This is a genomic window from Mesorhizobium sp. M6A.T.Cr.TU.014.01.1.1 (genome assembly GCF_004022765.1).
Classification (GTDB): Bacteria; Pseudomonadota; Alphaproteobacteria; order Rhizobiales; family Rhizobiaceae; genus Mesorhizobium; species Mesorhizobium mediterraneum.
The window spans coordinates 168,516-188,779 of sequence record NZ_RZPG01000010.1 but is presented as its reverse complement, the minus strand read 5'-3'; the positions used below and the strand labels follow the sequence as shown (position 1 = coordinate 188,779).

Here is a 20,264-nt window from a genome sequence, read left to right as displayed (position 1 = left end):
AAAAAATGATGCCATCGGCGCGCTTTGCCGACCTTGAAGGCGCTTCGGTGCTGATCACCGGCGGCGGCTCCGGCATCGGCGCGGCGTTGACGGAGGGTTTTGCACGCCAGGGGGCGAAGGTCGCCTTCATCGACATCGCTGACGGCCCGAGCCTGGCGCTGGCCGACCGCATCGAGAAGGATCTCGGCCGGCGACCCCTCTATCTCAACACAGACATACGCGACATCGAGGCGCTGCGGGCTTCTGCCGCCAAGGCGGCAGAAGCGCATGGCGACGTCACCGTGCTGGTCAACAATGCAGCACTTGACGAACGCCACGCGGTGGAAGACGTCACGGTGGAATTCTGGGACAACAATCAGGCGATCAATCTGCGTCCGCATTTCTTCTCCGCCCAAGCGGTGGCGCCGGGCATGAAGCGGGCCGGCGGCGGCTCGATCATCAACCTCACATCGACGTCGTTTCTCATCAACCACCCCGACATGCCGGCCTATACCGCGGCCAAGGCCGGCATCGTCGGCCTGACCAAGGGCCTTGCCGGCAAGCTCGGCGCTGACGGCATTCGCGTCAATGCGATCGCACCCGGCTGGGTGATTACGGAGCGGCAGAAGGAGCTCTGGGTCACCGAACAGGCGCTCGCCGCCCATGTCGCCAAGCAATGCATCAAGCAGGTAATGCAGCCGGATGACATCGTCGGCACGGTGCTGTTCCTGGCGTCGGACGCTTCGCGGATGCTGACCGCCCAGATGCTGATCGTCGACGGGGGCTTCCTGTGAGCCCAGGATCCCCGAGCAAAGCACCCTCTGTCGCCGCCGTGGATTGGGGCACCACCCGTCTCAGGGTCTGGCTGGTCGATGAGGCGGGAAAAATCCTTGCCGAGCGCCGCGGCGACGACGGGCTGATCACTGCGCAAGCCACCGGCTTTTCGACCATCCTCGAAGGACATCTGGCGGCGATGGGCGCGCCGGAAGCGATGCCCGTCATCATCTGCGGCATGGCCGGCTCGCGCCAGGGCTGGCTCGAGGCGCCCTATGTCACCGTGCCGGCGCCGATCGGCGCCATTTTGGCCGGTGCGGCGCGCATTCCGGGCCAGCGCCGCGACATCCGCATCGTGCCGGGCCTTGCCCAGCGCCAGGCCGACGCGCCCGACGTCATGCGCGGCGAGGAAACGCAGCTTGCCGGCGCTGGTTTGCCGGCAAAGGGTCGCCATCTCGTCTGCATGCCCGGCACCCATTCGAAATGGGTGCTGGTCGAGGACGGCGCCGTTACAGGTTTCGGCACCTGGCCAACCGGCGAGCTGTTTTCGGTGCTGGCGGCGCATTCGATCCTGCGCCATTCGCTGGGCGAGCAGCCCAAGCCGGTCGCATCAGGAAATCCGTTTTTCCGGCGCTGGTGCGAGCAAGCGCTGGCCGGCGGCGGCGATGTCACGTCGAGACTATTCTCGATCCGTGCCGCGGGCCTGCTGCAGGACCTGAAACCCGACGATGCCGCTGCTTGCCTGTCCGGCCTGCTGATCGGCGGCGAGATCGCCTCTGCCAGCCACCGCTATGGGAAAGGCGCTGCGTCGGTCGTGCTGATTGCTTCCGGCGCGCTCGGCGCTCTCTACGCTGAAGCGCTCGGCCTTGCCGGACTTGCGGTCAAGACTGTCGACGCCGACGAGGCAGTGCGTGCCGGCCTGATCGAGGCCGCGTGCGAAAATGGCATGATTGCCGGAAGCGGAGTTGTAGCATGACCGAGACCGCACCGTTTCCGAAGCTCAGACGCGGCCTTGTCGCCATCCTGCGCGGCCTCAAGCCAGGCGAGGCGGTGGCCATTGGCCGGGTGATCTTCGAGGCCGGCATCGAAGCGATCGAAGTGCCGCTCAATTCGCCGGACCCTTTTGCCTCGATCGCGAATATCGTGCAGGCGCTGCCGGCGACGGCGCTGGTCGGTGCAGGAACCGTACTGACATCAGCCGATGTTGACGGATTGCACAAGGCGGGCGGCCGGCTGCTGGTCAGCCCCAACATCGATGCCGAGGTCATGGCTCGCGCGATGGATTACGGCATGGTGACGATGCCCGGCGTGTTCACGCCGACCGACGCCTTCCAGGCGATCCGGCTCGGCGCCTCGGCGCTGAAATTCTTCCCGGCCAGCGTGCTTGGGGCTGCCGGCATCGCGGCGATGCGCGCGGTTTTGCCGGCAGAGACGCTGGTCGGCGCGGTCGGCGGTGTTTCAGAGAAGGACTTTGCCGGCTACAAGGCGGCCGGCGTCAGCGTCTTCGGCCTTGGCTCCAGCCTGTTCAAGCCTGGCATGAGCGTCGAAGAGGTGGCCGCACGGGCGCGGGCTGCCACAGTAGCCTGGGATGCGGCGTTTGGAGCAGCAGGATGAGTGAAGCCAAAGTTTCGGTTTTTTCCGACCATGTCTGCCAGCTCGGCGAAGGCCCGAGCTATGATCCAGCCACCGACACGCTCTACTGGTTCGATATCGTCAACGGCCAGCTTCTGGAAAAACGCCTTTCCGGCGGCGCGATCAAAATCCACGAGCTTGGCCAGATGGCCAGCGCGATAGCCATCATCGACGACAGCAGGCAGTTGATCGCCACCGAAACCGGCCTGCACGTCCGCGACGTGGCGACCGGCAAGCTGACGCTGCACACGACGATCGAGGCCGACAACCCGGTGACGCGCTCGAACGATTCGCGCGTCCACCCCTGCGGCGCCTTCTGGGTCGGCACCATGGGCAAGGGCGAGGAAAAGGGCGCCGGCTCGATCTACTGGTTCTCTAGGGGGGAGTTGCGCCGGCTTTACTCGGACATCACCGTGTCGAACTCGATCTGTTTTTCCGAAGACGGAACGACCGCCTACTACACCGATACCAGCACCGGACTGCTGATGCGGGTCGGCTGCGATCCGGCAACCGGCCTGCCGTCCGGCGAGCCGAAGATCTTCGTCGATCACCGCAAGGCCAAGGGCTATATCGATGGTTCGGTGCTCGATCGCGACGGTGTCCTATGGAACGCCTGCTGGGGCGGCAGCGTCATCGAAGCCTACGGACCCGACGGCAAGCTCATCCGGTCGGTCGCGATGCCGGTGACGCAGCCGTCTTGCCCGGCCTTTGTCGGCAGGAATGCCGACCGGCTGGCGGTGACGTCCGCCTGGTCGGGGAAGGATGAGAAACAGCGCCTGCTGGACCCGCAAGCCGGCATGACGTTTCTGCTCGATGTTCCGGTCAACGGCCGCTTCGAGCCGCGCGTGCTGATCGCCTAGGCGATGATCCCGAACCTTCGGTTCGGAAAAGAACATGGTACCAAACGGGAAGATCGCACCAGCACTGTCGTGCAGGCGTCCGACTGACGTCGGTTTCCGCGAAAGCCTGATACATTCGCCGTGCGATGGTAGGCAATCGCGCTGCCAGGACCCGTTCATCCCCAGGACCCGCTCATCCCATGTCAAGCCGCAAGCCGAAGCTGATCCTTGTCTACGAGCCGGAAAGGGCCTGCTTCGACCGGCTGGTCGTCGAAGGCCATTTGCCGGCGCGTGCCGCCGAAATCGCCTCCTATCTGGCGCAGTCGACTGACATCGCCCCTGAGTTCGATGCACTAGCCGCAGCCTGTCTGACGCGCGGCCTGTCCTTCGCGCCGGTGGCGCTCGACGATGCCGCAAACGGGCTTGCCGGTGAGGACCCGGACACGACGCTGGTGTGGACGCTGACCGATGGCATCGCCTATTTCCGTGGCTGTGCAGCACCGGCTCTGGCAAGACTGAACGGCCTGAAGGTGCTCGGCGCCGATGATGCGCTGTTTGCGCTCTGCCAGGACAAATTCCGCTCCGGCGCCGTGCTCGGCGCGCTCGGCCTGCCGGTGCCGCGATCCGGCTTGGCCCGCGACGGCCGTTGGCTGGTCGAGCCGCCGGCTTCGCCAGCCGGCTGGTTCGTCAAGCCGAACCGGCTCGGCGCCAAGATCGGCATCTGGCCGGATTCACGCAGCAGTGATCTCGGCCACGCGCTGGAGCTTAGCCGGCGTGTGTTCGCCGCCTATCGCGACGATGTCGTCGTGCAGCCCTACGTCGCCGGGCGCAACGCGCGCGCTAGTTTTCTGGGCTTGAAGCCGAACACCGGCGTCGAGGCGCTCGGCGTCGCCTTTGTCGATTCGGGTAGTGATTTCCAGACCATGGCAGACAGCCTGGCGCTCTACGGCGACACCGGCGAGGCTGCCAGGGAGGCGGGGACATACGCCGAGCCCGACCTGCTGCCGGTCGCCACCAGCCAGCCGCGAGCCGATTCAAGGATCCGACGGATCGCGCAAAGGCTGATGACCGGGCTTGGGTTGCGGGATGTATTTTCCATTGATTTCCGGGTCGAAGCCGACGACAGCGTCCATCTCATTGAGTTCGAGGTCTGCCCCGGCCTGCCCTGCTTCGATTTCCGCGCGTATTGCCGCACGGAATGGGAGATGGGCCTCGCCGATGCGATGGCCGAGACCGCGGCGAGTCGTTTTTTTACCTCGCCAACGGGATGAGCAGCGCACGCGTACGCGGCAGCCGCTGGGACCCAGGATCGTATCTCGACAAATGGCTTGCGTTCCGGCACCTCACTTAATAGGGTGTTAAGTGAAGGAGGCACTCGGTGAAAATCGACCCTGCGATATCCCCGGACGTGGCGGCGCTGCCAGCGGCGGACGCGGACAAGACGAAGCATGTCGGTGGGCGGATCAAGGCCATTCGCACGGCCCGACGCATTTCGCTTCGCCAACTGGCCGACATGATCGGCACGACGGCGAGCTTCATCAGCCAGCTCGAGCGCAATCTGAGCGGAGCCAGCGCCAGCACCCTGATGCGGATCGCGGCTGCCTTGGACCTCGGCATCAACGACTTGTTCGAGCAGACCGACGGTGGGTTCCACAAGGTGCTCACCAGAGCCGACCGCCCCCTGCTGCCGATCAGCCACGGTTGTCGAAAGACGTTGCTGTCGCGGCGGCCGATCCATGAATTCGAGGTTTACTCGGGGGATTTCGACGTCGGCGGCTCGACCGGCAACGACGCTTACACGCATGGCGGCAAGCACGAGATGTTCGTCGTCCTGAAGGGGACAGTCGAGCTGACGCTGGCGGACGAGCGCTTCACCATGAACGAGGGCGACAGCATCGAGTACGCAACCTCGACGCCGCATCGCACGGTGAACATCGGCAAGACGCCGGCGCAGGTGCTCTGGATCATCGCGCCCCCGACCAGCGGCGCGGCGGAACTCAATCAATACACGCCCGGACAAGGCTCGCAACCGGGCGGACAGAAGTAATGCGGGTGCACGTAAATGGGAGATAAAACATGAAGACCAAGATCGGACAGGTGACCGCGCTCGGGCTGCTGATGATCGCGACCGCAGCGCTTGCACAGAGCAAGCCCGTGGCAGGCGAGGTGGCCGAGGGCTCGCTGAAGGACAAGACGCTTACCTTCGTCTCGTATGGAGGCATTTATCAGGATGGCCAGATCGCCGCGCTAAAAGAGTTCGTCGACAAGTCCGGTGTGACGCTGCTCAGCGATGGGCCGACCGAAATCTCGAAACTGCAGGCGCAGGTCGAGTCCGGCAATGTGACCTGGGACGTCGTCGACACCGGCGATTTCCCGCCCTACGTCTATTGCGGCAAGCTGTTCCAGAAGCTGGACTTCTCGAAGATCGATACGTCCAACATTCCACAGGGCCAGATCAGTGATTGCAGTGTGCCGGCCATGAACTATGGCGTGGTGCTGATGTACAACACCGAAAAGTACAAGGATAATCCGCCTAGGAGCTGGAAGGATTTCTTCGATATCGAGAAGTTCCCGGGCTCGCGCGCTCTGGAAGGCAGCGGCGATCTGTCCGGCGGCATGATCGAGCAGGCGCTGCTCGCAGCCGGCGGGTCGGTGGAAAACATGACGGTGGCCGACATCGACAAGGCTATCGAGAAGGTGAAGTCGCTCGGTCCGGACACGATCTTCTGGAAGACCGGCGCCGATTCCCAGCAGCTCGCCGAATCCGGTGAAGCCGACATGATCGCGATGTGGACCGGACGTGCCATGACCGCGGTGAAGAACGGCGCGGCGTACACGCCGGCGTGGCAGGACTGGCTGGTTGTGATGGACCAGATGACCATTCCGATGGGCGTCAAGGATCCCGACGCAGCACATGCGCTGATCAACGCCTATGTCGGCAAGAGCGCGCAGGAGACGCTTGCAAAAACCACCTCGTATACCCCGATCCACAAGGACGCGAAGCCCGAAGTGGACGAGGTCACCGCGGCGTTCATGACCAATACGCCGGACAAGCTGAAGCTTGGCTATCAGCAGAACATCAAGTTCTGGGTGGAGAACTTCGAGGTGGCGAACGAAAAGTGGAACGCGTTGATGGCGGGCAACTAGGTCCGCCGCAGTGGCAACGATAACAACCGACAGCCGGAACACTGGTCCGGCTGTCGCAGCAGACGACCGCCGGCGCTGGTTTCGTGGACAGGCTTTCTGGCTCGTCGCGCCGGCGCTGCTGCTGCTCGTCGTCTGCCTGGGCCTGCCGCTCGCCATCGTGACCTTGCGTAGCTTTTCCGAGCCGCAATGGGGATGGCAGAACTATGCCTGGTTTTTCGGCACACCGGTCAACCTGACCGTGCTTCAGCGGACCTTCGCGATCTCCGCCTGGGTGACGCTGGTATGTCTCATTGCCGGCTATCCCTATGCCTATGTGATGACTGCGGTCGGGCCCAAGATGCGGCTCGTCCTCATCCTGTGCGTTCTGGTGCCGTTCTGGGTGAGCGGTGTGGTGCGCACCTTGGCATGGGTCATCCTTCTGCAGGATTCCGGCGTGATCAACTCCGTCATACGGGCAGTCGGCCTTAGTCCGGTCAAGCTGATCCGCACGCAGACAGGCGTGGTGATCGGCATGGCGCAGGTGCTGTTGCCGTTCATGATCCTGCCGCTCTATTCGGTAATGAAGACGATTGACCTGCGGCTCATGCAGGCGGCACGAAGCCTCGGCGCAAGCCCGGCGCGCGCCTTTGCCCAGGTCTATCTGCCGCTCTCGCTTCCGGGCGTCTACGCGGGCGCCATCATCGTGTTCATTCTTGCGCTCGGGTTCTACATAACCCCCGCGCTGCTCGGCGGTCCGCGTTCGACCATGCTCTCGACCCTGATCCAGAACCAAGTGCTCAGCCTGCTCAACTGGGGTCGCGGCGGTGCGATGGGTGTGGTGTTGTTGATCGCGACCTTCGTCCTGCTCGCGCTTGCAGCACCGCTGTCGCGCCAACCGCACAAGACGGGCTCGACACGCTGATGAAACAGCCCGGTCGAATCCTGCTCGGTCTGTTCTGCCTGCTGGTCGCGGTCTGGCTGGTCGCACCGACAATCGTCGTCGTGCCGATGTCGTTCAACGACAAGAAGTCGCTGGCCTTTCCGCCATCCGGCTTTTCCTGGCAGTGGTACCAGAACTTCTTCACCAACCCCGAATGGTCGGCGAGCCTGGTCGGCTCGCTCAAGGTTGCCGTCGTCACTGCGGTGTTCGCCACCGTCATCGGCACGCTGGCGGCATTCGGCCTCGATCGCATGAAAAGCCGCGTCAGCGGCGTGCTGCGTGCACTGCTGATCACGCCGATGGTCGTGCCGGGGGTGGTGCTCGCCGTCGGAATCTATGCGGTCTATCTCGATACGCGGCTGGTCGGCACCATGACCGGCTTCGTGCTGGCCCACACGATGCTCGCCGTTCCTTTCGTCATCATCGCCGTCTCCGCCAGCCTTGAAGTCTTCGACAAACGGCTGGAGACGGCTGCGGCCAGCCTCGGCGCGACCCGGCTGATGGCATTCAGGACGGTGACGTTGCCGCTGATCGCGCCGGGCATCCTGTCGGGGCTGCTGTTTGCGTTCGTAACCTCGTTCGACGAGATCATCGTCGCGCTGTTCATCACCAGCCCTTATCTGAAGACACTGCCGGTCCAGATCTTCTCCAGCATTACCCGGGATGCCGACCCCACCGTTGCGGCGGTGGGCACGTTGCTCTTCATCGTGACGTCGCTGGTGATCGGGGCGGGGCTGCTGATCGGTTCGAGACAGGGAAAACGTTGACATGGCCTCACCATCGACCCGCGGCGCAGCCATCGATCTCAAATCCGTCAGCAAACAGTATGGCAGCTTCATTGCTCTCGATAAGGTTTCGCTGCGCATCGAGCCGGGGGAGTTCATGACGCTGCTCGGACCCAGCGGTTCGGGCAAGACGACCACGCTCAACGTCATCGCCGGCTTCACCGAGGTCAGCTCGGGTTCGCTTGATGTCGGCGGCAAGAGCGTCATCGGCGTACCGGCGCACAAACGCAACATCGGCGTGGTTTTCCAGCACTATGCGTTGTTTCCGCACATGACGGTGAGCAGGAACGTCGCATACCCACTGACCTTGCGCGGCATCGCCAATCCCGATCGTGAGGCGCGGGTGCGCAAGGCGCTGGACATGGTGAAGATGGCGGATTTCGGCCACCGCTTCCCCAGCGAGCTTTCCGGCGGGCAGCAGCAGCGCGTCGCGCTGGCGCGCGCCATCGTATTCGACCCGCCGCTGCTCCTGATGGACGAGCCGCTCGGCGCGCTCGACAAGAAGTTGCGTGAATGGCTGCAGCTCGAGATCAAACGGATCCACCGGGAGTTGGGCACCACCTTCGTTTACGTCACGCACGACCAAGAGGAGGCCCTGGTCCTCTCGGACCGCATCGCCGTGTTCAACCAAGGACGCATCGAGCAGATCGGCACCGGTCGCCAGCTGTACGACGAGCCCGAGACCTTGTTCGTCGGAAAGTTCGTCGGCGACTCGACGATACTGCGTGGCGCGGCCTCCACCTCCGGGAACGAGACCGCCATCGAGATAGAAGGGCGGAAAGTGGCCGCCGCCAAACGCCTTCCCGATGGCGCCAAGCCGGTGATGCTGCTGCGACCGGAGAAGCTGAGCCTCGCCAGACGGGGCAAGGGCGGACAGGATCGAAACACCCTGCCCGGGCGCATCGGCGAAGCCATCTATCTCGGATCGGGCTCCAAATACGAAGTCGTGCTGGCGGACACCTCCAAGGCGATCGTGCGCTCGACGCTGGATGCCGAGACCTTCGCCATCGGCGACGAGGTCGACCTCATATTCGCGGGCAGCGACGTGAAGCTGTTAGCGGACGACGAAAAGGCCGATTTCACGCTGACCTGAATCCTACCTGGGAAAATCGCGACAATGGACGTGAAGAAGAACGGCGACGTTTCATTCTGGTATGCCGACATCGGCGGAGTGCCCGGCTACCGGCCGCCGCTGCAGGGCGATATCGTGGCCGACGTTTGCATCGTCGGGGCCGGCTACACCGGCCTTTGGACCGCCTATTACCTGAAGCAGGCAGCGCCGCACCTCAACATCGTCATCGTCGAGAAGGAGTTCGCCGGCTTCGGTGCTTCGGGACGCAATGGCGGCTGGCTGTCAGGCGGCTTCTCATGGTCGCGCGAAAAATATGAGGAGGCATCGTCGCGCTCCGGGGTCATCGCCATGCAGGCGGCGATGATGGGCACGGTGAACGAGGTCATATCGGTCGCGGAGACCGAAGGCATCGACGCCGATATTCGCCGTACCGATGAACTGCTTGTCGCAACCAACGAGGGGCAGGAGCAGCGCGCCAAGGCGATGTATGCCCATGCCAGATCCTGGGAGCTGACCGACGACCGCGTCGGGTACATCGATGCAGCAGAGATGCGCCGGCGCATAGCGGTGCACAACGCGCGCGGCGCCTTCGTCATCAAGAAAGTTGCGCGGGTTCAGCCTGCAAAGCTGGTGCAGGGGCTCACCAGGGCAGTGGAGCGCCTCGGTGTCCGGATTTGTGAACAGACGACCGTGCTGTCGATCGAAAAAGGCAAGGTTGCAACCAACCGGGGCGTGGTGCGTGCCGAAAAGATCGTGCGGGCAACCGAGGGTTTTACCGCGGGCATCGCCGGCCACGAGAGACTTTGGTTGGCGCTCAACAGCGCCATCGTTGTGACCGAGCCGTTGTCCGAAAAACTGTGGAGCGAAATCGGCTGGGACGGCTACGAGGTGCTCGGCGACGCTGCGCACACCTACTGCTATGCGCAACGCACCCGGGAAGGGCGCATTGCCATGGGCGGGCGCGGGGTGCCTTATCGTTTCGGCTCCAAGACCGACATTCGCGGCGTCACCCAACAGGCGACGATCGATAAGCTGCACAAGATCCTGACGACGCTTTTGCCGCAGACCAAGGGGCTAAAGCTCGACCATGCGTGGTGTGGAACGCTGGGCGTGCCGCGCGACTGGTGCACGACGGTGGGCTTTGACAAGCAGACCGGAATAGGCTGGGCCGGTGGCTATGTCGGCCTCGGCGTTTCCACCTCGAACCTCTCGGGACGCACATTGAGGGATCTGCTGCTGGGCAACGACACCGAGCTGACGCGGCTTCCCTGGGTCAATCGAACCGTGCGCAAATGGGAACCGGAGCCGCTGCGCTGGCTGGGCGTCCATTCCATGTATCAGCTCTATCGGATTGCCGACGAGCGGGAAGCAAAGGGGCTGCCGCGCACATCGCGGCTGGCCGCCCTGGCCGATCGCATCACCGGGCACTGAACCGCATTACCTCGAGGACTTAAGAAAATGATCGACTTCAAGACCTTCGCCCACCTTGCGCATATCGACCTCGGTGAGCCTCAGCCGAAACCCACCTCGGTGGAAGGCGATCAGCTGGAAGCAGCCAACACGCTCTGGACTTCGGATGATGGCAAGATCGAAGTTGGTGTCTGGGAATGTTCGCAGGGCCGGTTCACCGCGCGCCGAGACACGAATTCCGAGATTTGCCACATCGTCTCCGGCCGCGTGACGCTGCATGGTCCCGATGGCGCAGCCAAAGGTGTCGGACCCGGCGAATTGCTTGTCCTGCCGCTTGGCTGGCAGGGCGAATGGACCATCCACGAGAAAACGCGCAAGCTTTACATCCTGCATTCGGTCTGACCGCCGCAGGCGGCTGAACTAAACCCCTTCGACCAGCACGATCTCGCCGTCGGCCACTTTCTGGCGGATCGCCACGGCGCGCTGATACTCCGGCGAGTGGTAGCAATCATGCGCCGCAGCCAATGACGGAAACTCGATGATCACGTTGCGGTCGCGGCCCGGCCCCTCGGCCTTTTCGTGCGCGCCACCACGCGCGAGAAATTTCGCGCCGAAACGATCGAAGGCCGGTTTGGCGGCAGCAACATAGTCCTTGTAGCCTTCCGCATCACGCACATCGACGCGGGCGATCCAGTATCCCTTGGGCATGCTCTTTTTCTCCGAAATCTAAGCGTTAAGCCGAGCGCATTTCGTCAAGGATCGCTTCCGCGACCGCCCGCCTGTCGGTCGCGCCGACGATCGGCCGGCCGACGACGAGATGGCTGGAGCCGTTGCGGATCGCCTGCGCCGGCGTGACGACGCGTTTCTGGTCGCCATGGTCGCTGCCCTTGGGCCGTATTCCCGGCGTGACGACGGCCAGGTTGGGCCCGACGATCCGGCGCACCGCTTCCGCTTCCTCGGCCGAGCAGACGATGCCGCCCATGCCGGCATGCAGCGCCTGCTCGGAGCGCCTCAGCACCAGCGTATGCGGGTCATATTCATAGCCGGCGTCGATCACGTCCTGCTCGTCCATCGAGGTCAACACGGTGACGCCAAGCAGGCAGAGATCGCTGCCCCTGGCGGCCTCGACCGCTGCCTTCATCGTCTTCGGATAGGCGTGCAGCGTCAGCATGGTCATGCCCATCCTGGCAATGGCCTCGACACCCTTGGCCACTGTGTTGTCGATGTCGAGCAGCTTCATGTCGAGGAAGATTCTGGTGCCGCCGCTGGCGAGCTCGCGGGCGAAGTCGAGCCCGCCGGCGAAAGCGAGCTGATAGCCAATCTTGTAAAAGGAGACGACCCCGTCGAGCTCGCGCACCGCCTTCTCGGCTTCCTTCAGCGTCGGCACGTCGAGGCCGACGATCAGCCTGTCTTGCATGGTGCTGGCGCGCTCCTGGATCAAGCCTCGATCCGCGTGGACAGCAGGCGCGAGGTTTCGATCAGCGTGCGGCATAGGTGCTCCATCGATCTGTTCAGTCTCTCGTCCCTGAAATTTCCGTCGTCGTCGAAGGCGTTGCCGCCCTCCGGCACGGAACACTCCGGCGTTACCACCTCCATCTGGCAGCGCACCAGCACGGCGCGCAGATGGTTGATGCAGCGTACCCCGGCGAAGTGTCCTTTGGAAGACGAACAAAGGCCGGCGGGCTTGCCGGTGAACGGCCTGAACGACCGCCCGCCATCCGTGCGCACCCGGCTCACCCAGTCGATAGTGTTCTTGAGCAGCGGCGGGATGGAGCCGTTATATTCGGGCGTCGCGATCAGCAGCCCGTCATGGGCAGCGATCTGCCTGGCAAGCTTGAAGACGTTTTCGGGAACGCCTTTCTCCTTTTCCAGATCCTCGTCCAGGATCGGCAGCGGATAGTCGGCAAGCGAGATCCGGGTCACCTCGGCGCCCTGCATGGCGAGTTCCTTCTGCGCCACGTCGGCGGTCCTGCCGCTGTAGGCGCCAGCGCGAATCGAGCCCGCGAAGACGAGAATTTTCGGGATCACTGCCATTGGCCACCTTTGTCCCCGGACAGGTACAGCCAAGGATCGCTCAGATCAACGCATCGGCCCAAAAATCGAAAATCGATTTCTGGAAAGCACGATGCTTGGATTCAAGGTGTTGTGCGTCCAAGAGGACGCACCTCGCTCAAGGGATCAAACCTCGCTCACTCTGAGCGACCGAGTTCGACGCGGAGCGGACGCTTAATGACGGGCCAAGGATCGCCTGTTCCAGGCGTCGTTTCCGTGTAGATATAGCGCTATGACTCAAGGATTGACCTCGACAAATCCTCCGCAAAAACTTCCGCTTGCATTCGGCGGTGGCGCAATCATTGGCGCTCTCGGCGGCCTGATCGGCCTCGGCGGTGCTGAATTTCGTTTGCCGCTGCTGATCGGGGTCTTCCGCTTCACCGCGCTGGAAGCCGTCATCCTCAACAAGGCCATGAGCTTGGTGGTCGTCGCCACGGCGCTACCCTTTCGCATGGGCACGGTGCCTTTTGGCCAGATTGCGGCGCATTGGCCGATCATCGTGAATTTGCTTGCCGGAAGCCTTCTCGGCGCATGGTTCGGAGCGGGATGGGCAACGCGCCTGAAATCGGAAACGCTCTACAGGGTGATCGCAGCGCTGCTCATCGTCATCGCGGCTGTGCTTGTGTTCGGACATGATGCCAGTGTGGGGCGAGCACTGTTGACGGGTACGGCCCAAATGGCGGTGGGTGCTGTCGCAGGGTTCGCAATAGGCGTCGTCGCGTCGTTTCTCGGCGTTGCCGGCGGCGAACTCCTGATACCCACGCTGGTTCTGCTCTTCGGTGCGGACATCAAGCTTGCTGGAAGCCTGTCGCTCGCCGTGAGCCTTCCGACGGTGCTGGTCGGCTTCTCACGCTACAGCCGCGATCAGAGCTTCGCCACCATCGGACGAAATCGGTCGCTCTTGCTTGTAATGGCAGCTGGATCAATCATGGGGACCTTGATCGGCGGTTTTCTGCTCGGCATCGTTCCTAGCGCCCTGCTATTGCCAGCGCTAGCCGCGATCCTCGTAATCTCCGCGTGGAAAGTCTGGCACCAGGCGAGGTAGAGATGTCCGCTTCCACCCATTTTAGGCCATTTGCGGCGGCTGGCTAAGTTTCGACCCTAGTGTGCCGCGCGCCGGTAGATCCACAGCTGCGTTGGCGGGATGTTGCGGATGACGAAATGGAAATGCTCAACCGTGTAGTCGCCGCGGCCAGGCGGGATCGGCGACATTGGGCCGTAGGTCAGCTGCACGATCGGACGGCCTGTCGGGATGCGGTCGAGAAGGCTTTCGACATAGGCGATGCGCTGGGCGACCGGGAAATTGAGCAGTGGGACGCCGGAGACGACCGAATCGAAGGTCAGGCCGCTCTTGTCGCCAAGCGTCGCATCGAGATTGAAGGCGTCGCCCTCGATAACGTTGACGCCGGGATAGAGCCGGCGCAGATGGCGCACGAAATCGGGGGAATATTCGACCGCATAGAGATTTTCAGGCTTTACGCCCTGGGCGAGGATGGCTCTGGTGATGACGCCGGTGCCGGGTCCGACTTCGAGCACCGGCAGGCCCGACTTCGGGTTGACGACGGATGCCATCTTGCGGGCCGTGATGGAACTGGTCGGCACGATCGAACCGACTGCCTTCGGCTTGTCGATCCAGCCCTTGAAGAACTTCAGTTCGTCGTCGAACTTTTCCGCCAGCGCTTTTCGCAGTCCGGGACCATGTGCCATGCAAGTTCTCCTGAACGCTCCCCCGAGAGGCTACTTAGCAGCTACGGGGTTCTAGGCAAGGCGGATGCCGGTATAAGATGTTGATGACGCTAGGGAAGCTTCGCCTTAATTGCACTCTACACCCGATTGACGAGAATAGGCATCAGCGCTCGCTGAAGGTTTCGAAAAAGTCCTTCATGCGGGCAAAAAAGCCGCTCGACTGGGGCGAATTGTCCTTCGAGGAAAGCTGCTCGAATTCCTCCAGCAACTCGCGCTGGCGGCGGGAAAGGTTCTGCGGCGTCTCAACCGCGGTCTGAATATAGAGATCGCCGACATTGTGCTGGCGTAGCACCGGCATGCCCTTGCCCTTGAGGCGGAACTGACGGCCGTTCTGGGTGCCTTCCGGCACCTTCACTTTCGTCTGGGTGCCGTCCAGCGTCGCCACCTCAAAGGAGCCGCCAAGGGCGGCCGTCGTCATCGAGATCGGCACCTTGCAATAGAGATCGGCGCCGTCGCGCTGGAAGAATTCGTGCGGCTTGACCGCAAGGAAAATGTAGAGATCGCCCGACGGGCCGCCGCGCAGGCCGGCCTCGCCCTCATTGGCGAGGCGGATGCGGGTGCCGTCCTCGATGCCGGCCGGGATGTTGACCGACAGCGACCGCTCCTCGGTGACGCGACCCTGACCAGCACATTTCGGGCACGGCTCCTTGATGGTCTGGCCACGCCCTTGGCATTGCGGGCAGGTGCGCTCGATCGAGAAGAAGCCTTGCGTGGCGCGCACCTTGCCGTGGCCGTTGCACATCGAGCAGGTGACGGGCTGGGTGCCGGGCTTGGCGCCGGTGCCGGAGCATTCCGTGCAGGAGATCGACGCTGGCACGTGAATCTGCGCTGTCTTGCCGGCGAATGCCTCCTCCAGCGTGATTTCCATATTGTAGCGCAGGTCGGCGCCGCGCTCGCGGCCGCCTGAGGAGCGGCGCTGGCGCCCGCCCATCATGTCGCCGAAAATATCCTCGAAGATGTCGGCGAAGCCGCCGGCGCCGAAGCCTTGCGCGCCGCCATTCATGCCGCCCTGCTCGAAGGCGGCGTGGCCGAAACGATCGTAGGCCGCGCGCTTCTGCGGGTCCTTCAGCGTCTCGTAGGCCTCGTTGATTTCCTTGAACTTGTGCTCGCAGGAATGGTCGCCGGGATTGCGATCGGGATGGAACTGCATGGCGAGCTTGCGGAAAGCGCTCTTGAGCTCCTTCTCGTCTGCCCCCTTTTGCACGCCCAGCGTTTCGTAGAAATCAGCTTTCATCTTTTCCTGCAGTCCGGATATTCAACGTCTTGAAGCCTTGTTGCGTCGTTTGCCGGCACGCTGTTCCGATTTAGGTGCGATGGGGCCGGGATGCCAGTGTCGACGCGGGCTTGCCCGCATTTTTTCGATCAAGCCCGTATTTTTTCGGTCAGAGTTGCAAAAAAGCCCGGCTTTGCGCCGGGCTTTCCGCTTTATCTGCCGTCAGGCGGCTCAGGCCGACTTCTTCTTGTCGTCGTCCTCGTCGATTTCCTCGAAATCGGCATCGACCACGTCGCTGTCCTTGGCGGCGTCCGCCTTGGCGTCGGCTTCCGCGGCTTCCTTCTGCGAAGCCTCGTACATGGCCTGGCCGAGCTTCATCGAGGTTTCGGCGAGCGCCTGGGTCTTGGCTTCGATCTCGGCCGCGTCGTCGCCTTCGGCGGCGGTCTTCAGCGCCGCGATCGCATCGGCGATCGCCGTGCGGTCGGCCTCGGAAACCTTCTCGCCATATTCTTTCAGCGACTTCTCCGAGGAATGCACCAGCGCCTCGGCCTGGTTGCGGGCCTCGACCAGCGCGCGCCGCTTCTTGTCGGCCTCGGCATTGGCTTCGGCGTCCTTCACCATCTTCTCGATGTCGGCGTCCGAAAGGCCGCCAGACGCCTGGATGCGGATCTGGTGCTCCTTGCCGGTGCCCTTGTCTTTGGCCGAGACGTTGACGATGCCGTTGGCGTCGATGTCGAAAGTGACCTCGATCTGCGGCACGCCGCGCGGCGCCGGCGGAATGCCGACCAGGTCGAACTGGCCGAGCGCCTTGTTGTCGGCGGCCATTTCACGCTCGCCCTGGAAGACGCGGATGGTCACGGCCGACTGTGAATCCTCGGCCGTCGAGAACACCTGGCTCTTCTTGGTCGGGATCGTCGTGTTGCGCTCGATCAGCCGTGTGAACACGCCACCCAGCGTCTCGATGCCGAGCGACAGCGGCGTCACGTCGAGCAACAGCACGTCCTTGACGTCCCCCTGCAGCACGCCAGCCTGGATGGCGGCGCCCAATGCGACGACCTCATCCGGATTGACGCCCTTGTGCGGCTCCTTGCCGAAGAACTGCTTCACGATCTCCTGGATCTTGGGCATGCGGGTCATGCCGCCAACCAGGACGACCTCGTCGATTTCGCCAGCTTTCAGGCTGGCATCCTTGAGCGCCGCCTTGCAGGGCTCGATCGTGCGCTGGACGAGATCCTCGACCAGGCTCTCGAACTTCGCCCGCGTCAGCTTCAGCGTCAGGTGCTTGGGGCCGCTGGCATCGGCGGTGATGAAGGGCAGGTTGATCTCGGTCTGTGTGGTGGACGACAGCTCGATCTTGGCCTTTTCGGCCGCTTCCTTGAGGCGCTGAAGGGCGAGCTTGTCGTTGCGCAGGTCGATGCCCTGTTCCTTCTTGAACTCGGCAGCCAGATACTCGACCAGACGCATGTCGAAATCTTCGCCGCCGAGGAAGGTGTCGCCATTGGTCGACTTCACCTCGAAGACGCCGTCGCCGATTTCGAGCACCGAAATGTCGAACGTGCCGCCGCCAAGGTCATAGACGGCAATGGTCTTGCCTTCCTTCTTGTCGAGGCCGTAGGCAAGTGCGGCCGCGGTCGGCTCGTTGATGATGCGCAGCACTTCAAGGCCGGCGATCTTGCCGGCGTCCTTGGTGGCCTGGCGCTGGGCGTCGTTGAAATAGGCCGGAACGGTGATGACCGCCTTCTCGACCTTCTCGCCGAGATAGGCTTCCGCCGTTTCCTTCATCTTCTGCAGGATCATTGCCGAGATCTGGCTGGGCGACTGCTTCTTGCCGCCGGCCTCGACCCAGGCGTCGCCATTGTCACCCTTGACGATCTTGTAGGGGACGAGCTTCTTGTCCTTGTCAGTCACCGGGTCGTCATACCGGCGGCCGATCAGGCGTTTGACCGCGAAGATGGTGTTTTCAGGATTGGTGACCGCCTGGCGCTTGGCCGGTTGGCCGACGAGGCGCTCGCCATCGCTGTTGATGGCGACGATGGAAGGGGTCGTGCGCGCGCCTTCCGCATTCTCGATGACCTTCGACTCCTTGCCATCCATGATGGCGATGCAGGAGTTGGTGGTCCCCAGATCGATACCGATTACTTTTGCCATTTTTCTAGTCTCTCCGCTAAGCAGGCTCTCAGGACCCGTACAGGCGTTCCGACGAAAGCCCCTGTTCACAAGAAATTCCGCTTCGGCAACCGGCATTCCGGCGTCGAACGGCTTGGCGCGTATATAAGAACAGGCTGCGCGGCGCGCAAGCATTCTGCGCAAGGCCGTCCAACATCCTTTGCTCGGGCCGAGCCGGGTGTTCTCCGGCCATGGCACGGTGAGCCCAGGCCGTCCAGCGCTTCCCATGAACCTTTCCGCGTCTGTTCGCGACTGACACCTAGGTGCTGCATGGTGCGGCCCCGGAAAGGAAAGTGCCATGACTGGAAATCCAAAGGCTCCGCGGTCTCCGGGAACTCAGCGCGACCACCGCTTTCGGGATGGGGGCGATCCGCTGGGCTTTCCGCTGATTCCGTTGACCCTGCGTAAGAGCCGGCGTATCGTGACTGCGAGGAAAGCAGACAATTCGATCAGGGAAAAACGTGCCGGAACGTCGCGCCTTGCCCTGATTTGCGCGGCAAGACCGGATGTTTCTCCCGCCCGCGGGGGGAATTCCATGTCTTGCGACCACGGCGCGTTCGTGCGCTCTCGTGCTGGCCGTTTGCGCCGTGCGATCCAAGCAACCAGTGGATTCCCGGCAACCAGTAGATTCCTGGCGCTCGCCACCACCCTGTGGCTTGGCTGTGCCGCCCAGGCGCAGGAAACGCAGATCATCTATCCGGGCTCGATAGCGGTGACCGGGTTTTCCGGCACTGTCATTCCCAATTTCGAAGAGGGGCCCAATTTCGAAGCAGGCTTGCCGCCCGGCGTCGATCCCGTCGACGAAACCTTCATCGACACGACGCGCGCAACCTTGCGCGTTTTCGACGTTTCAAGGCTAGGCGGGCCGGCCTCCGGCCAGCTCGTCTTCACGCCGCCGCCCTTCGAAGTGACAGCCGAGCAGATCGGCCAGGTGTTCGGCATCACCTATGACGACGGCGTCCGCGACGGTGTTCCATCAGGCATTCCGAACCTCTATGCCGGCGCCAGCTCGCTGCACGGCATCCGCATCGTCACATCAGACGAAGATGCGGACGGGCGCCCTGAGCGGCAGCGTCGCGGTGCTGCCGGCGCCATCTTTATGGACGGCCAGTTCGGCACCGAGAACGGCGGCGGACCGGGCACGATCTGGAAGATCGACGGCATCACCGGCCAGGTGAGCAAATTTGCCGACATCGACACCAACAGCGGTCCCGGCGTTGGCGACATCACCTTCGACAATATCCACCGCCAGATCTTCGCCAGTGACCTCGACACCGGTCTCATACACCGTGTCGACGCCAACGGCACGTCGGTCGACACGTTCGACCACGGCGTTGCCGGGCGCCCGGCGCACGGGCTGGCCCCGCTTGCCGACGATGGCTCGGTCATGGACATCGAGGACGCTGCCTTCGACAGCGAAGACCCCGACAGCTGGGGTTATACGCAGGACGAGCGCCGCGTCTGGTCCGTCGCCTATCATGGCGGCCGGCTCTATTATTCGGTCGGTGAAAAGGCCGAGATCTGGTCGGTGGGCGTTGCCCGCGACGGCAGTTTTGCCGGTGACACGCGCTGGGAACTGACGGTCAAGGCCGACAAGGACCAAGCCGTAACCGACATCGCTTTCGACATCAGCGGCTTCATGTACCTGGCCCAGCGCGGCCCGATAGAAAACCGCTACGACTACAGCCAGTTCGCCGATTCCGGCAAGGGCGAGGTCATCCGCTACTGGCGCGATAACCCGGACGATCCGGCGACGGAATCAGTCTGGGTGGAAATGCCGCAGGAATATGCGGTCGGTTTCCCGGAGGACAACCGGCAGTCGGCCGGCGGCCTCGACCTGCAATATGGCTACGACTCCGACGGCAATCTCGATGCCGGCGTCTGCACCGAGACGCTGGTCAAGACCGGCGACAAATTGCGCGACAATCCCGCACTTGCCGAACAGCTTGCCGGCGGCGGGCCGCTCGCCGTGCACGGCGTGCAGATCACGCCGACAGCACTGGTCAAGCCGGCCAACGTGCCGCCCTTCGGCTCCTGGTTCGTCGACTTCGACGGCTATTTCGAAGACCCCGAGGTTGAAGGCCATGTCGGCGATGTCGAGGTCTGGCACCCCTGCGAGGGTCGTGCCGGCTATTACGAGCAGGTACCGGGCGGCGGTTACCTGCCACCTTTCTATCCGCCCGACTTCCCGCCCCCCGGCGGCGTGCCTCCTTGCCTCGATGTCGAGGATGTCAGGTATTTCTGCACGCCCTCCGGCCTCGAGGCCGAACTCTATCTCCGTGACCATGCCGGCTTTGGCGGCGATTCGATCAAGGCTCTGTCCAGGACATCAGGCGTCGGGGTGACCTCACTCCTCTCCCATGCTCCCGGCGCGCCCTACACGATAGGTATCACCGGCCATTATCCTGGCGACACGGTCGATGTCGGGCTCTGCTTCTACAAGCAGTTCGATCGCGACAAGGGCGGCTATTTCCCTTGCTGCAAGATGACGGTGCCGCTCAGAACCCCAGCCGTCAGCTGCGAACGTTGA

At 63.2% G+C, this 20,264-nt stretch carries 20 protein-coding genes; 14 read left to right on the top strand and 6 right to left on the bottom strand.

What is annotated here, in order from left to right:
* Positions 1-5: 5 nt before the first annotated feature.
* The 12 genes from EN885_RS14030 to EN885_RS13975 all read left to right on the top strand — a co-directional run bounded on the left by EN885_RS14030 (position 6) and on the right by EN885_RS13975 (position 10,959).
* A complete protein-coding gene (locus EN885_RS14030; protein WP_128241669.1) occupies positions 6-773 on the top strand; it encodes an SDR family oxidoreductase in 768 nt (255 codons plus the stop codon).
* Complete coding sequence (locus EN885_RS14025; RefSeq protein WP_128241668.1) at positions 770-1,729, top strand: 2-dehydro-3-deoxygalactonokinase; 960 nt, start codon at positions 770-772, stop codon at positions 1,727-1,729. The genes EN885_RS14030 and EN885_RS14025 overlap by 4 nt, the downstream gene beginning before the upstream one ends.
* Positions 1,726-2,367 (top strand): 2-dehydro-3-deoxy-6-phosphogalactonate aldolase, encoded by a 642-nt coding sequence (locus tag EN885_RS14020; RefSeq protein ID WP_128335189.1) that lies wholly within the window; start codon positions 1,726-1,728, stop codon positions 2,365-2,367. The genes EN885_RS14025 and EN885_RS14020 overlap by 4 nt, the downstream gene beginning before the upstream one ends.
* Entirely contained in the window at positions 2,364-3,245 is an 882-nt protein-coding gene (locus EN885_RS14015) for an SMP-30/gluconolactonase/LRE family protein (protein ID WP_128241666.1), read from the top strand. Before EN885_RS14020 ends, EN885_RS14015 begins: the two co-directional genes overlap by 4 nt.
* A gap of 179 nt (positions 3,246-3,424) precedes the next feature.
* The gene (locus EN885_RS14010; protein WP_128241665.1) at positions 3,425-4,495 is read left to right on the top strand and encodes a D-alanine:D-lactate ligase-like protein; all 1,071 of its coding nucleotides are present in this window, start codon (positions 3,425-3,427) and stop codon (positions 4,493-4,495) included.
* Positions 4,496-4,602: 107 nt separating this feature from the next.
* Positions 4,603-5,271, top strand: a complete 669-nt coding sequence (locus tag EN885_RS14005) for an XRE family transcriptional regulator (protein WP_128241664.1) — start codon at positions 4,603-4,605, stop codon at positions 5,269-5,271.
* Positions 5,272-5,300: 29 nt separating this feature from the next.
* Positions 5,301-6,371 (top strand): extracellular solute-binding protein, encoded by a 1,071-nt coding sequence (locus EN885_RS14000; RefSeq protein ID WP_127206353.1) that lies wholly within the window; start codon positions 5,301-5,303, stop codon positions 6,369-6,371.
* 10 nt (positions 6,372-6,381) lie between these two features.
* Positions 6,382-7,272, top strand: a complete 891-nt coding sequence (locus tag EN885_RS13995; RefSeq protein WP_127206352.1) for an ABC transporter permease — start codon at positions 6,382-6,384, stop codon at positions 7,270-7,272.
* Positions 7,272-8,057 (top strand): ABC transporter permease, encoded by a 786-nt coding sequence (locus EN885_RS13990; RefSeq protein WP_127206351.1) that lies wholly within the window; start codon positions 7,272-7,274, stop codon positions 8,055-8,057. Before EN885_RS13995 ends, EN885_RS13990 begins: the two co-directional genes overlap by 1 nt.
* A 1-nt stretch (position 8,058) precedes the next feature.
* Positions 8,059-9,168: an ABC transporter ATP-binding protein gene (locus EN885_RS13985; RefSeq protein ID WP_126104155.1), complete on the top strand. Its 1,110-nt coding sequence runs from the start codon at positions 8,059-8,061 to the stop codon at positions 9,166-9,168.
* Positions 9,169-9,192: 24 nt separating this feature from the next.
* Positions 9,193-10,578 (top strand): FAD-binding oxidoreductase, encoded by a 1,386-nt coding sequence (locus EN885_RS13980; protein ID WP_127206350.1) that lies wholly within the window; start codon positions 9,193-9,195, stop codon positions 10,576-10,578.
* Between the two features lie 27 nt (positions 10,579-10,605).
* A complete protein-coding gene (locus tag EN885_RS13975; RefSeq protein ID WP_128241663.1) occupies positions 10,606-10,959 on the top strand; it encodes a cupin domain-containing protein in 354 nt (117 codons plus the stop codon).
* An 18-nt stretch (positions 10,960-10,977) separates the two neighbouring features.
* Here EN885_RS13975 and EN885_RS13970 read toward each other — a convergent pair whose 3' ends face one another.
* From EN885_RS13970 to EN885_RS13960, 3 genes are read right to left on the bottom strand one after another with little or no spacing between them, the layout of a single operon-like run.
* Positions 10,978-11,265 carry a DUF1330 domain-containing protein gene (locus EN885_RS13970; RefSeq protein ID WP_127206348.1) on the bottom strand — a complete coding sequence of 96 codons (288 nt, stop codon included), beginning with the start codon at positions 11,263-11,265 and terminating at the stop codon, positions 10,978-10,980.
* A gap of 25 nt (positions 11,266-11,290) precedes the next feature.
* Positions 11,291-11,974 (bottom strand): orotidine-5'-phosphate decarboxylase, encoded by a 684-nt coding sequence (gene pyrF, locus EN885_RS13965; protein WP_128241662.1) that lies wholly within the window; start codon positions 11,972-11,974, stop codon positions 11,291-11,293.
* Positions 11,975-11,994: 20 nt separating this feature from the next.
* On the bottom strand, positions 11,995-12,591 hold the full coding sequence (locus tag EN885_RS13960; RefSeq protein WP_095484658.1) for an NADPH-dependent FMN reductase: 597 nt from the start codon (positions 12,589-12,591) through the stop codon (positions 11,995-11,997).
* 250 nt (positions 12,592-12,841) lie between these two features.
* Between EN885_RS13960 and EN885_RS13955 the strand changes: the two genes are divergently transcribed.
* On the top strand, positions 12,842-13,654 hold the full coding sequence (locus EN885_RS13955) for a sulfite exporter TauE/SafE family protein (RefSeq protein ID WP_095484657.1): 813 nt from the start codon (positions 12,842-12,844) through the stop codon (positions 13,652-13,654).
* A 56-nt stretch (positions 13,655-13,710) separates the two neighbouring features.
* Here EN885_RS13955 and pmtA read toward each other — a convergent pair whose 3' ends face one another.
* The 3 genes from pmtA to dnaK all read right to left on the bottom strand — a co-directional run bounded on the left by pmtA (position 13,711) and on the right by dnaK (position 17,716).
* On the bottom strand, positions 13,711-14,316 hold the full coding sequence (gene pmtA / locus EN885_RS13950; protein ID WP_095484656.1) for a phospholipid N-methyltransferase PmtA: 606 nt from the start codon (positions 14,314-14,316) through the stop codon (positions 13,711-13,713).
* A gap of 142 nt (positions 14,317-14,458) precedes the next feature.
* Positions 14,459-15,589, bottom strand: a complete 1,131-nt coding sequence (gene dnaJ / locus EN885_RS13945) for a molecular chaperone DnaJ (RefSeq protein ID WP_095484655.1) — start codon at positions 15,587-15,589, stop codon at positions 14,459-14,461.
* A 210-nt stretch (positions 15,590-15,799) separates the two neighbouring features.
* Positions 15,800-17,716 carry a molecular chaperone DnaK gene (dnaK, locus tag EN885_RS13940; RefSeq protein ID WP_126104150.1) on the bottom strand — a complete coding sequence of 639 codons (1,917 nt, stop codon included), beginning with the start codon at positions 17,714-17,716 and terminating at the stop codon, positions 15,800-15,802.
* Positions 17,717-18,269: 553 nt separating this feature from the next.
* Between dnaK and EN885_RS13935 the strand changes: the two genes are divergently transcribed.
* Positions 18,270-20,264 (top strand): hypothetical protein, encoded by a 1,995-nt coding sequence (locus EN885_RS13935; RefSeq protein ID WP_095484653.1) that lies wholly within the window; start codon positions 18,270-18,272, stop codon positions 20,262-20,264.

Excerpts from the sequence above, each read along its gene's own strand:
- EN885_RS14030 (WP_128241669.1), top strand. The coding sequence starts at position 6 with ATGATGCCATCGGCGCGCTTTGCCGACCTTGAAGGCGCTTCGGTGCTG.
- EN885_RS14020 (WP_128335189.1), top strand. The coding sequence starts at position 1,726 with ATGACCGAGACCGCACCGTTTCCGAAGCTCAGACGCGGCCTTGTCGCC.
- EN885_RS14015 (WP_128241666.1), top strand. The coding sequence starts at position 2,364 with ATGAGTGAAGCCAAAGTTTCGGTTTTTTCCGACCATGTCTGCCAGCTC.
- EN885_RS14010 (WP_128241665.1), top strand. The coding sequence starts at position 3,425 with ATGTCAAGCCGCAAGCCGAAGCTGATCCTTGTCTACGAGCCGGAAAGG.
- EN885_RS14000 (WP_127206353.1), top strand. The coding sequence starts at position 5,301 with ATGAAGACCAAGATCGGACAGGTGACCGCGCTCGGGCTGCTGATGATC.
- EN885_RS13990 (WP_127206351.1), top strand. The coding sequence starts at position 7,272 with ATGAAACAGCCCGGTCGAATCCTGCTCGGTCTGTTCTGCCTGCTGGTC.
- EN885_RS13985 (WP_126104155.1), top strand. The coding sequence starts at position 8,059 with ATGGCCTCACCATCGACCCGCGGCGCAGCCATCGATCTCAAATCCGTC.
- EN885_RS13980 (WP_127206350.1), top strand. The coding sequence starts at position 9,193 with ATGGACGTGAAGAAGAACGGCGACGTTTCATTCTGGTATGCCGACATC.
- EN885_RS13975 (WP_128241663.1), top strand. The coding sequence starts at position 10,606 with ATGATCGACTTCAAGACCTTCGCCCACCTTGCGCATATCGACCTCGGT.
- EN885_RS13970 (WP_127206348.1), bottom strand. The coding sequence starts at position 11,265 with ATGCCCAAGGGATACTGGATCGCCCGCGTCGATGTGCGTGATGCGGAA.
- pyrF (WP_128241662.1), bottom strand. The coding sequence starts at position 11,974 with ATGCAAGACAGGCTGATCGTCGGCCTCGACGTGCCGACGCTGAAGGAA.
- EN885_RS13960 (WP_095484658.1), bottom strand. The coding sequence starts at position 12,591 with ATGGCAGTGATCCCGAAAATTCTCGTCTTCGCGGGCTCGATTCGCGCT.
- EN885_RS13955 (WP_095484657.1), top strand. The coding sequence starts at position 12,842 with ATGACTCAAGGATTGACCTCGACAAATCCTCCGCAAAAACTTCCGCTT.
- pmtA (WP_095484656.1), bottom strand. The coding sequence starts at position 14,316 with ATGGCACATGGTCCCGGACTGCGAAAAGCGCTGGCGGAAAAGTTCGAC.
- dnaJ (WP_095484655.1), bottom strand. The coding sequence starts at position 15,589 with ATGAAAGCTGATTTCTACGAAACGCTGGGCGTGCAAAAGGGGGCAGAC.
- dnaK (WP_126104150.1), bottom strand. The coding sequence starts at position 17,716 with ATGGCAAAAGTAATCGGTATCGATCTGGGGACCACCAACTCCTGCATC.
- EN885_RS13935 (WP_095484653.1), top strand. The coding sequence starts at position 18,270 with ATGTCTTGCGACCACGGCGCGTTCGTGCGCTCTCGTGCTGGCCGTTTG.